This is a genomic window from Dyadobacter sp. HNCC25DJ184 (assembly GCF_056895215.1).
Window position 1 is genome coordinate 39,481 of sequence record NZ_JBXHAQ010000012.1, and the last position, 12,524, is coordinate 52,004.

A 12,524-nucleotide genomic window follows, 5' to 3' on the forward strand; every position below is an offset into this window, starting at 1 on the left:
AAGGCCAAGACATCGTAATCTTGACTTTGAAATTTCGACTGCAAATCGATATATCTCAGAGTCGCTCCCATCCGTAAACTAAGATTGACTTGCATATCTGGATAGAATTAGTTTTATTAACACCTTGCCACTAGTTCATGAAAACCCTCCCGTTATGATTAAGAATTTTACTTTCCTTTCAATTTATTTTTTTCTCGTCCTGCAGTTCGCATTTTCGAATGTACAGGCCGCAGATCCAATTAAATTCACGATCAAGACAAATGCATCCAGCGTAGGCCTTGATGAAGAAGTGGAATTTACAATAACCGCCGATCTGCTCGATTTCCCGACGAACACTGTATTTATTTTCAAGGATCAGTATTCGTTTAGTTTGAAACTGGTAACGCCGGAAGGATTCAAGCAAACAGGTGGTTCTTACCGGGATTATGTGGGCACCACACTCTCTCCAAACAAGCCGTCTGTGTCATATACTGTAAAAGGCAAGTTCGTCAAAGAATCCAACGACCATGAATTCATTCTCTTAAGGGGAAGTAAAGACACACATGATCGAAGTCAATTTGCTTATGTTACTTCCGTACCCTTTACAATTCAATATGCCGAAGCGCGTATTGACTCTCCACAGTCTTCCCGTCGAAGAATTATTTTTAGTAATAAGGGACTTGTGCCATATGTAACTCGCGCTCAGCTGTATGCAGGAATCGCCGACACTGCTATCGTAGTGAAGGTTATACAACCTCGGAACGGAAAGGTTTTCACTTTTGCATATGACTCGACAAACACTACGGCAGTCAATGACAGTTTTAGAGTTATCGTGGTAGGCGCAAAGCGATATATGATTCAGGAACCGGCAATAACTCCGGAGCAATTCGGGGCCGTGGGCGATGGTATAGCGGATGACCATCAGTCTTTCGTAAATGCAATTGCTTACATGAAATCACTGCCTGCATCTTTTGCCCAATCGTTAATGTGTTACGCACCTGCATATGAATTCAAAAATAAAGTTCTGACCGTAGACCGTGCACGCATCAGCCTCTTTGGCAATAACACTAACATTGAGAATGGACAAATAAATTTCTCTGCGGCGACCTGGAGTACGAGGTTCGACTTCACTATTTCCGGGTTCAATTTTGTATATGACACTTTTAGCAAAAACACCGGTGAAGACCGCTCAGGACGGTTTGGGGTTTATGTAAAGAATGTAGTAGGCGGCACGATCACGAACAACACTTTCCGTCGCTGCAACGCCGGTGTATATTTCGAACCTACAGGATACGTTCAAGCTATTAAAACAATAACAATCTCCAATAATCTGTTTGGCACTGCCAACTACGGAATATGGATACCGGAGCAGACTGACGAGTTGAAAGCTTCTTATGGCCCCGAAGAACCCAATCGCGGCGACCGACTTGTCGGAGATATGACAATTGTTGACAATGAATTCAGAGGACCTGAATTGGATGGTGTTAACTTGTATGGAATTGACGGCTTGCAATATACCCGCAACTTGATGTTTATGCCAGACTTTCTAAATCGAACCGGATATGTCACAAAAAGGGATAACTTCTCTTGCAAGGAATGTACCTATGGAATCATCTCTGATTGTCAATTTTTTGAAGCTGGGAGAGATGCCGTAAGACTTGCAGAATGCGATTTATTTAAGATCAGCAACTCACATATGGCATTGCCGGGGCAAACCTACTATAATGGAAATGGCATCCACATTATTAAGAATGTTGCGATTGATAATACGAAAACCTTCGAATCAGTTGCGGTAGACAATGTCACTATCGATGGTTGTCAGGTGAATTCCATACGACTTGAAGGAACAATAGATAGTTATGGGTATAGTTTCAGAAATATCCATATCCGCCGATTTGCGCAGCTTTTATTGTACAAGGGTGATGAATTCGGCATAGGAAGACCAATGCCCTCCAGCGGTTTAAATAAACGTACATTGTTGGCTGACAGGAATTTTCACAACGTAACTTTCGAAGCAATCGTCGATAGTTATGACCCCAGGAGACATGCATCCATACTCGGAAACAATGGCTATTTTCACGAATGGAATTTTCCCGCTGGAACCGAAGTAAAAGGTGGCTCGATGAATCCTACGGGGCTTACGGATCTGGATGAAAAGGATGATAAGGCCTATATCCTTGAAAATAAATTTCCATATAGCTCATCGGGATACAATCTGAACAACAGTTCAACACCGTCCACAATATGGACCGAAACTGCGGCGACTGTTGTTGATACAGTTGTGTTCAACGGCCCGCGCGGGATACGGAATGCCCCAATCGGCAAGATCACGGCAAGTACGGCAAATACAAGCCATTTCATTACCACATCAGGCGTCATGTCGATCGCAAAATCAGCTGGCGACTCTTCGTTCCACACGTTTTCCGGATACTTTAAAACTCCCGAGAAGAGCGACATATCAATTATTACATTGATTCTTGCGAGTGAATTTTCTATATCCAAAGGTGCGTATATTTCTTTCGATTTGTCAAGTGGCGAACTTGTGAAATCCGGTGGCACCTTGGTAGGTGGAGGCGGTCGTACTTCGGAGGGAATGTTCCTTAGATCACCCACACTTACCAGAGACGAGGATGGCTGGTATAAGCTGACCATTGTATGGCGGCCGAAGGCAAGTGCTTTATTTACAAATGTCAGAATATATCTGAATAACAGCTCTACTGCAGGAGACTATGTTTTCGCCGGCACATCTAATAGCATAATTTACATGGCTGATTTTCAATTGAGTAATACCAGTAAAGAACTGATTCATACCGCAACCACCGGCACTCCCCAGACGCGCGTTCCCATTGCTTACATTGGTGCAATATCATCAAGTCAAAAATCAACAACCAGAAATGCGGCGGACGAAACCGGCGTCAAAGATGATGGCGCTGGAAATATTACCTATAAATCTGATGCTATTCCTCGATTCCCATCTAATCCCAAAAACTTACTTCGCCAAGCCGAGAACATTTCATCAACTTTTTGGACGAAGACACCGGGAACGGCATCTCACATCGTCAGTCACAAGAGTGGTCAATACGACCTAGGTACCGTCCACGCGATTTCCGAAAATAACACGGCTATTACAGAAAGAGCAATTTATCCTTCGGCTGGAATTGTAGGGCCAGATTCCATTGGTGATTACACACTCAGTTTTGATGCAAAAGCTGGCGAGGTGCGGTATATCCAGGCGCGAATAGCTGATGAAAAATTTGCAGCCGCTGCATTAATTGAGATAGATCTGTTAACAGGCGTATTAACACGAGAGGCTGTGTCTGGTGGATATGTTATAACGGGCAAAAGCATTCGAAAAACTAAAGAGGGCTTTTTTCATTATACACTAACCGCGACGACTACACCGGGCCAATCAATAAAACCTGTGTTTTTCTTAAAGTCAGGTTCCAATCAAGGAAATGCAGCTTACCGCGGCACCATGGGCAATAAGTTTTTCCTGGCAAATGTACAGTTGTCGCGAAGCGATATTGAAATACCTTCGCGGGCCACTATCGCGTCCAAGCATGACGAATGGTTAGAAGGAGCTGAACCTGTTACTTACCCTGTCTACAATGATAACACTTCGGCAAGGGAAGGAGGGCTAAAAGTGGGCACACAGTACCGCACTAGTTCGGGGGTTTTGATGGTTGTTTTTTGAAAAGAGTTTTGCTTTTGTTTCATGAACCGCGTTGCAAACGCTGAACCATACAACTTCGATTGCAAATCGAAGTTAGCTGTCCACTGAAAAATTTGCAGTGCTCTCTTGCAAATGTCATTGGGTTTAATTTACTTTGAAATACAAAGTACTTTTAAATGTAACCTTATGAGCACTGGTCCTGTTTTCACAATACACACGCAGTATTTACTTTTAGCAGGTTGTCTGTTTCTAACGGAAATCCTGATCGCCTCTATGATTCATGACCAATACATCCGTCCAGTCGGTGGCGATTTTCTGGTTGTAATATTTCTTTATTGCCTACTACGAGGTATCTCCAATTTGAAAATGCTGACGACTGCATTTACCGTGTTGATCTTTGCATACATCATTGAGACATTGCAATATTTCCATTTTATTCGGATGCTCGGGCTGGAAAATATTCGTCTTGCTCGCGTGATTTTTGGTACACAGTTTTCGTTTACGGATATCATTGCATATACATCCGGAACTGTTTTTTTGATTGCCATAGAAACCAAACTCAACCCCTATTCTCGCCAATGGAATATTTTGTAAAACCGGACTCCATCGTGAGACAGATCTGGGGAAAATCCGATACCATATTATTTATTTTTGCCGGTGCGTCCGCTGAATTTGCTATTAACAAGGCGGTTGACTGGCTATACTTTACTGGCAAATTACCTTCCGATCCACTCGGTAGGTTGTTTTCGACGGTCGCATATGCACGTCAAATTGTATTTTCTCAGTACAATGACGCACTGACTGCGATCGACAGAATTACCAGTATTCATCATGGTGTTGAGCAGAAGCGTGGAATGCAAATTCCTGACTGGGCATATCGGGATGTTCTTTTTATGCTGATCGATTATTCGATAAGATCTTATGAAGTACTGGAACGGAAACTGACGGCCGCGGAAAAGACCGAAACTTTTGAAGTTTTCCATCAGGTGGGTTTACGGATGGGTATTTCGGGCCTCCCATCGACTTACGACTCTTGGAAAAAAATGCGGGAGGAGCATATTATAGAGAACCTTGCTTACAGTGATTTCACAATCGACCTTTATGCACAATACCGAAAACATTTGGGCTCCCTTCGATTTCTGATTTTAAAGGAAGCGCAAGCACTGGTGACTCCTGCATATGTGAATCAAACTCTTGGCCTAGGAAGTCCGCGTTTATTCATACCCGTTATCATAGTGTATAAGTTTATGCGGTTGCTAAAACTGGATCAATTTCTGAAAAATACAATCCTCCCGGTTGACTACCGACAACAGATTGCGGAACTGGATGTTGTTGAAGGGGAGGCCAGCTAGTGACAATGGATTATCACTCTGACGGTCGGCCGAGGCCTGCCATTAGACTCATAATCTTTCCCGGCAATTGAACCCGAACCTGGTGGGATTCAAAGTGTATTGACAGCGCTACGCATGTCGTGTTGCACGACTTTTCCACGCCAGACGGTCACGATCCGGTCACCAGGGAACCGGATTTCGCAACAAAGCAAATTCAAATCAAATACAAAATCAAATAACGAGTAGGTGTTAACTCCCGACTAATTACCCGACTAGTCCATCTCCATTAGTAGACAAAACTTCGCTCATATAATCAAAAAATGGGCGCATGTTTTTGTAAGTCTGGTTGGCTTCCTGCAAAAAAGAGGCGCTTAAAACTTCGGCGTCTCTAAAGGCTCTGGTTAGAAGGAACTGCTTAAAACGCAATAAGTCAATGGCTTCATCCTGAACATCATATCCTTTTGGCGTCGTTTTGAGCTGCTCGCCTCGCAGTTCACCGAATGTTGCAATAAAATCAGGTTCGCTAAGGATAGTTCTTATGGGCTGAGGATCAAACCTGATATCATCGCGAATCAACTTCATGTCAGCCGAATTGGGAGCCCAAAAGCCACCCGCGATATAGGTATTGCCTGGTTCAATGTGAAAATAATAGCCTCCACGTCGGCGGGCAGTAGCCCGTCTGAATCCGCCGCTCCAGCTGGTTTTGTAAGGTGTTTTATCTGTCGAAAAGCGTGTATCCCGATATATGCGCTGTAAGCTTTTCTTGCCAGATGGTGTTTCAATTAAGTCGTGGACATTCAATTCCGACAGTAAGGAGTTTGCAAAGTTTTCGATGTAGGCCTGCTGTTCTAAAAACGCTTCCTTATTTGCATTGAACCAATTACGGTCGTTGTTTTCCTTTAATTGTTTTAAGAAATCAAGGGTCGAAATAGGAATGCACGATTGAACGGTTGGCATAATGGAGATTATTGGTACATTTCGTAAATCATAAAATTACAGAAAAGGTGCCCGAGCAAGCAAACACCTTTTGACATATATAGTACTGTCCTGAGAGAGAATTTACATGGCTGCAATACAACTGTGTTTTTCAAGCGTAAACTCATGTACCTGATCATGTCCATTTAAGCATGAAATTTCCTGACATTTCCATTGGTTAACATCTAACCTCTTATACATTAACTGTCTCATTCACAACCTCAATTGTGCCTCTTATCAAAATCATAAAGCGCACTCACCTTGATATTGTATTTTTGGATTCATTAAAAAACAATCATGAGTAAAAAAGGTGATATTTACCAGATTATCAGGAACATGTCACCAGCACATTTTTTCTGCTGACCGCTGGCCATGGTTTGATTAGAATAGGCTTTAACATTTTATACTTTACAAATTTAAACCACTATCTCATGTTCATTTCAATTATTGGAATTGTTCTGTTCGCTGTTGGTCTGACATTGAGCAAATCGGATCTCCAGATTTCACGATATGCCTCAGGTTTCAAAATCGGTGGAATTGTAATAGCTACCCTGGGACTGTTGTCGTCAAGTATTCGACAAATTGATGCAGGCACAATCGGAGTGCAATCGTTGTTTGGAAAAGTGAGTCCGCAGGTACTTGAAAACGGACTGAATTTTGTCAACCCATTGTCAGTAGTCACAATATTTGATACTAAAACGCAAAACTATACCATGTCGGCGGCTACTCGAGAAGGTGAGCTTCAAGGCGACGATGCGATTCGCGTCCTTTCAGCCGATGGACTGGAAGTAGTGATTGACCTGACGGTATTGTATAAGATTATGCCCGACAAAGCTCCTGCCATATATAAAGGAATTGGTGCCGACTACAAGGACAAGATCGTCAGGCCTGTAACGCGTACCCGTATACGCGACAACGCAGTATATTATGACGCCGTTGCGCTCTATTCCAAAAGACGCGACGAGTTTCAAAACCGAATTTACCAGACAATTGACAAAGACTTCAAAGGTCGCGGTCTCATATTGGAACAGCTGTTGATCCGAAACATCAATTTGCCAGAATCGGTAAAGAAAACCATTGAATCTAAAATCAACGCGGAACAAGATGCTCAAAAGATGGAGTTCGTGCTACAAAAAGAGAGACAGGAAGCGGAAAGAAAGCGCGTGGAAGCACGAGGTATCGCTGACTATCAAACCATTATAGCACTGAGCCTTACGGACCGACAACTTCAATATGAAAGCATTAAGGCCCAAAAAGAATTGGCCGCATCTTCCAACGCGAAGATCGTGGTATTGGGAGGGAAAGGGAATGTGCCTTTGATTTTGAATGAGAAGTAGAAAAAAAGCCGGTTATCACGTAAAAGCGGTAGCGGCTAACGCGACTGTCGTAATGGTTGGTATTTTCTTTTTAAATTTCCATCCTTTAATGATATCAAAATTGCCCCAATCATATTCTATTCATGCATATCGCCGTAAAAAACAAACTTAATCATAACGAACTGTTCAGGATTAAGAGGATGAAAGAAGTAATTAAAACTACCAATCCGCATGGACACAAAGAGTACCTTGAAATTATATATCTGGAGGCTGGTGCCGGCACACACCACATTGATTTTCATCATTTCGATGTTAAGCCATATAGCCTGTACCTTGTCATGCCTGGCCAGATTCACAGCTGGGAATTAACCGAAGTTCCGAAGGGCTACGTGGCTATGATCCAAAAAGATTTTCTACTGGATCACCCTTTTTATGAAACACTTTTTCAAAGTTTTCCACTTGAATTTACCAGCGGCTATGACTTGGAACATACGCAGTATCAAATCGCAGATATCTTCAAAAACATTGAAACAGAGTATATTGAGCAAAAGTCAGAACATCAGGCGGTGATAAAAACTTATATACAATTACTATTCAATCTGCTTCGAAGAGAAAAGCCATCGATTTCTACACTACCTGTTTCCGACGCTATGAAGGTATTCTTTGGTCATTTGGAAGCTAATTTCAAAACCGAGCACGAAGTGATAGTATATGCCAAGATGCTGAATATCACTCCAAAAACACTAAATAATGCATGTCGCAAAATACTAGGTAAAACGGCCGGAGATGTTATTAATGAGAAATTGACTGTCGAATCTAAAAAGTTACTTTTGTACTCACCACAAAATTTGAGTGAGGTAGCCTATGAACTTGGATTCACTGATCCTTCGCATTTTAACAAGTTTTTCAAACGACAGACTGGCGTGCTGCCAAGTGTTTATCGAAAAGGAATTTCCTGAATATACTAGTTTATGGACTTAATCTACAAAGTCTATTATCTTTAAAGAGATAACTTTGCCTGAGTAGAATCTATTACTCAGGCAACATCACTCTTCATGAAATTTCTTTCGTTTCTGTTTCTAATATTATTTGCATTTCAGCCCATTCACGCACAAAATTTCGCTAAAATCACCGGCACCGTGGTCGACAAAAACACGAGAGAGCCGCTTCCTTACTGTTCGGTTGCGTTGTTCAAAAGTAGTGATTCGACACTCTTAAATGGGGTGCTAACAGACGAAAAAGGAATCTTCAATTTCAGGGATATCAAGCCGAGCCAGCACTACATAACGGTTCAATACATTGGCTATGAGACACAACTAGTCAGTCTGCCGACAGATGAAAACCAAAAAAACCTCAGTATCCCTACAATTTCACTCAATTCTAACGCAAAAAGATTAGCGGAGGTGAACATAAAAGGCAACAAGCAAACCGTTCAAAATCAGCTGGATAGACAAGTATATCAGGCTGACAAATTTTTAAATAGCGCAGGCGGAACAGCGATTGATGTTTTGAAAAATACGCCGTCCATTACCGTAAACAGTGAAGGAGAAATCTCCATGCGGGGATCTTCAGGATTTCTGGTATTACTCAACGGGAAACCCATCCAGACTGACCCGGCGACTGTTCTTAATCAGATTCCTGCTAATAGTATTCAAAATATAGAGGTGATTACCTCGCCTTCTGCTAGATATGATCCGGATGGTAAATCGGGAATTATAAATATCACAACAAAAACCGCTCTTTCAGACACCCGATCTTTTTCTGCCAATGTGCAGGGTGGACTTCCGTCTGTATATCAATATCAAAATTTGCACCGTCCCAAACGGTTTGGCGCAGACGCAACGCTCAATATCAAAACTCCTAAATGGGATATTAGCTTGAGCGGCAACTATTTACGGAACGACATTGCAGGTAGAAGGACTGGATATGCGAGCACGACAATTGACAATATAAAAACGGCCTTTCCATCCGACGGTGAACGAAGTTTTGTTCGTTATAACTACACAGGTCGCGTGTCAGCGACTTATACACCCACCGCAAATAACTCATTTTCAATAGGACTGTACAGAGGATTTCGCTCTCAGTCCAGACGCGCGGACCTGATATATCATAACACGAAAACCGATCTTACGAATGGGGAGGTTATTGGCCAGCTCAGTTATTTCAACTCAAATGTTGCCAAAAAATCGACCGATATTATTTTGGGAAATCTGGATTATGCTCACACTTTTCATAACAAATCGGTACTCAGCTTTTCGGGCCTTATCGAAAATGCCGACTTAGATGGCCTGACTACCAACATCAATACTTCATTGCAAGATCGAAGCAACGTACTGCAACTAACCACCAATCCGAGCAAAAATCCTCTGAACGCCTTTAGACTCAAGGCGGACTATATCGTTAAAATTGGTAAAGGCCAACTGGAAACGGGTTACCAATATCGTAGTCAGACTCAAAAAGGGGCGTTCCAATATCTGCAACTCGATCCGGAAACCGGCGACTTTATACTTGATTCCAGTTTCAGCAGTAACACAAAGGTGTTAAATCATATACACTCGGTATATGGGCAATTTTCCGGGAAACATCATAAACTGGAATATATCGGCGGATTGCGTTACGAATATTCTACGCGCGCATTCACGGCGGGTGTAATTCCAACAAAAAACCTGACTCTGTCTAACCTATTCCCGTCAGTGAACCTCCAATATGAACTCGCAAAGTCACTCAAGGCCAAGGCTGCATTTAGCAGAAGGATTCAACGAACATCAACCAACGAATTAAATCCATTCCCCGAACGAGAACATTCCGAAACACTGGAATCCGGTGATCCGAACATATTGCCTGAATTTATCAACCTGGCTGAGCTGGGAATGACGAAGGATTTTTCGAAAGGAACCGCCTTTATTACGATATATAATCAAAGGGTTAAAAATGTGATCAACCGCGTCAATAGTGTGTATAATGACAGTATACTAAATCGAATTTATACCAATGCTGGTGTTGCAAAATCTTGGGGGCTAGAAGCCAATTCAACACTAAATATCAGTAAGATATGGCAACTGAATGCAGCCGGAAACATTTACCGATATTCTATAAAAGGCGCACTTTTCAATAATGCAGTCAATGTAAACACTTCAAGCCTGGTATATTCCATCAACGCTAATACAACGGTCCGAACATCGGAGACCTCTCTCATTCAGGTTACTCTTAATTATTTATCCAAAAGAGTAACATCTCAAGGAGAAGACTCCCGGTTTATTGTTCCGGCGTTGTCGGCCAAAAAGACTTTTATGAAAGGTAAGATGGCTGCTACATTCCAGTGGCAAAATATTGACTTAGGGATATTCGGCTCGAACCGTCAACGAATCACCACTTTTGGTAAGGATTTTTACACGACTACCAATTACATTCAGGAAACCAATATTTTTATGTTGAATCTTAATTTCAATGTCAATCAAACTTCAAAAAAAGCGAAACTCCCGGCTAGTGAGTTCGGAGAAAGAGAGTTCTAGTTAATTACCTTACGCTCTTTGTGTTGTTATTAAATTTCCCCGATAGAATTTCGAACAAATACGTATTAAAAAGTAGCATCAGCATACCATAAACCACATCTTCTACCGGAATGGTGAGCATTCGGGGCCCTATGATTTGGTAATCGTTATACCAAACCACTGGCTCGTCAAGACCAGTGCCGGTTAATATACCATTTACAATGAAAAATGGTATCAGCAAAAACATATGAGAATAGTAATACACACTTAGCCACTTTGCTTTTATCCTGAAGTGCAATAAAGACAGCAGGAGAACCAAACCAGCGTTGGCGTAAAAGGTATAAAGCTTATCTACACACAAAAGAGCGCAAATCCCGCTCAGGAGAATTATAAACATAGTGATCCTTTTCTCGAAATCTATGCGATAATCTTCTCCGACATATACCTTAAAACAGAAATAAGTGAAAAGACAAGCATACGGAATGCACACAAAAAACAGGACTTCTTCTATCGGTAAATGTGATAGATAGTAGCCGGACAAATATCTGGGATTAAACCCCCAAACACCCATTTTTGTAAAACTATTATCCCAAATTGAGAATAGAATTGTGGTAGTAATAATAGCAGGCCACGCAAATTTCCATTCTTTATAGAATTTGATTTTTGGATGAAACGAAAACAGAAATGGGACAATAAAAGCAGCGAGATCAACGATCAAGTACAGGTATTTCATTTAGATATAGATCGTTTGGCTTCCTTAAAATACTTCATTGGTACCCATAACATACCAAAACATTCGCCATCATGTTTTCCCAAATGTTTGTGGTGCATTTTGTGCGCCCTTCTAATTCCTCTTAAATAAATTGAATCCGTATTTCTGAATATTTTAAATCGTTGATGAATAAAGATATCATGAACAACAAAATAAGCAAATCCGTAAACGGTTATTCCCAACCCAATCCAAAATAGAACATTAAATCCACCTTGTAATCCAAACAACAACGAGAGTATACCCGGTATTGCGAAAATGACAAAAAAGTAGTCATTCTTTTCAAAGAAATCACCGTCGTCGCGTTGATGATGGTCATAGTGCAGGTTCCATAACCAGCCGTGCATGAGATACTTGTGCGCCAACCAGGCCACGCATTCCATACCTATAAAGGCTGAGAGCACAATAAATGTATTTACTAACCAGGGAGCCATCAAATTAAATCAAGAAAGAATTTTCTGTATAACATTGTCAAAACATATCTTAAACCACTCGGTATAATTCCCGGGATTATTCTGCATATCGCTTTTAAGATCAGATATTGAGATATATTTATATTCGGATACTTCATCCGGATTAATTACCGGCAAATCATCACTATTTCCATAATAAATATGATCCAATTCGTGTTCAATTAAGCCATTATCTAATTCTGCTTTGTAGATAAATGAAAACGCAAAGCGGAGATTTGCAGCTATACCCATTTCCTCTTTCAATCTTCTACCAGCCGCAGCAGCCGTGTCTTCACCATGATAAGGATGGCTACAACATGTGTTTGACCACAAGCCTGCCGAATGGTACTTATCCTCCACTCTTTTCTGAATTAATAATTCTGATCTGGAATTAAATATGAACACTGAAAAAGCACGATGCAATATCCCCTTCTGATGCACCTCAATCTTCGGCATAAGCCCGATCTCTTCGTCGAGTTCATTTACCAACACAATTTCACTATTCATACTATTCAATTTTATGTGGAATCATAACCGC

General features: G+C 41.4%; 10 protein-coding genes. 6 read left to right on the forward strand and 4 right to left on the reverse strand.

What is annotated here, in order from left to right:
* Positions 1 to 154: 154 nt before the first annotated feature.
* From AC1XUD_RS17920 to AC1XUD_RS17930, 3 genes are all read left to right on the forward strand, one after another.
* Entirely contained in the window at positions 155 to 3,673 is a 3,519-nt protein-coding gene (locus tag AC1XUD_RS17920; RefSeq protein WP_483362414.1) for a phage head spike fiber domain-containing protein, read from the forward strand.
* 165 nt (positions 3,674 to 3,838) lie between these two features.
* A complete protein-coding gene (locus AC1XUD_RS17925) occupies positions 3,839 to 4,246 on the forward strand; it encodes a ribosomal maturation YjgA family protein (protein WP_483362415.1) in 408 nt (135 codons plus the stop codon).
* Positions 4,231 to 5,004: an oxygenase MpaB family protein gene (locus AC1XUD_RS17930; protein WP_483362416.1), complete on the forward strand. Its 774-nt coding sequence runs from the start codon at positions 4,231 to 4,233 to the stop codon at positions 5,002 to 5,004. Before AC1XUD_RS17925 ends, AC1XUD_RS17930 begins: the two co-directional genes overlap by 16 nt.
* 243 nt (positions 5,005 to 5,247) lie before the next feature.
* Here the strand turns inward: AC1XUD_RS17930 and AC1XUD_RS17935 are convergent, their stop codons facing one another.
* Positions 5,248 to 5,940 (reverse strand): DUF2461 domain-containing protein, encoded by a 693-nt coding sequence (locus AC1XUD_RS17935; RefSeq protein WP_483362417.1) that lies wholly within the window; start codon positions 5,938 to 5,940, stop codon positions 5,248 to 5,250.
* 449 nt (positions 5,941 to 6,389) lie between these two features.
* Here AC1XUD_RS17935 and AC1XUD_RS17940 point away from each other — a divergent pair, with 449 nt between their 5' ends.
* The 3 genes from AC1XUD_RS17940 (at position 6,390) to AC1XUD_RS17950 (ending at position 10,786) form a co-directional block, all read left to right on the forward strand.
* Positions 6,390 to 7,295, forward strand: coding sequence for a prohibitin family protein (locus AC1XUD_RS17940; RefSeq protein ID WP_483362418.1), 906 nt, complete (start codon positions 6,390 to 6,392; stop codon positions 7,293 to 7,295).
* A 122-nt stretch (positions 7,296 to 7,417) separates the two neighbouring features.
* On the forward strand, positions 7,418 to 8,233 hold the full coding sequence (locus AC1XUD_RS17945; protein WP_483362419.1) for an AraC family transcriptional regulator: 816 nt from the start codon (positions 7,418 to 7,420) through the stop codon (positions 8,231 to 8,233).
* A gap of 96 nt (positions 8,234 to 8,329) precedes the next feature.
* A complete protein-coding gene (locus AC1XUD_RS17950; protein WP_483362420.1) occupies positions 8,330 to 10,786 on the forward strand; it encodes a TonB-dependent receptor in 2,457 nt (818 codons plus the stop codon).
* A 4-nt stretch (positions 10,787 to 10,790) separates the two neighbouring features.
* Here the strand turns inward: AC1XUD_RS17950 and AC1XUD_RS17955 are convergent, their stop codons facing one another.
* Genes AC1XUD_RS17955 through idi form a run of 3 tightly spaced genes read right to left on the reverse strand, consistent with a single transcriptional unit; the run spans position 10,791 to position 12,493 of the window.
* Positions 10,791 to 11,498 carry a lycopene cyclase domain-containing protein gene (locus tag AC1XUD_RS17955; RefSeq protein ID WP_483362421.1) on the reverse strand — a complete coding sequence of 236 codons (708 nt, stop codon included), beginning with the start codon at positions 11,496 to 11,498 and terminating at the stop codon, positions 10,791 to 10,793.
* The gene (locus AC1XUD_RS17960; protein WP_483362422.1) at positions 11,495 to 11,968 is read right to left on the reverse strand and encodes a sterol desaturase family protein; all 474 of its coding nucleotides are present in this window, start codon (positions 11,966 to 11,968) and stop codon (positions 11,495 to 11,497) included. The genes AC1XUD_RS17955 and AC1XUD_RS17960 overlap by 4 nt, the downstream gene beginning before the upstream one ends.
* A gap of 9 nt (positions 11,969 to 11,977) precedes the next feature.
* Positions 11,978 to 12,493: an isopentenyl-diphosphate Delta-isomerase gene (gene idi / locus AC1XUD_RS17965; protein WP_483362423.1), complete on the reverse strand. Its 516-nt coding sequence runs from the start codon at positions 12,491 to 12,493 to the stop codon at positions 11,978 to 11,980.
* Positions 12,494 to 12,524: the final 31 nt, after the last annotated feature.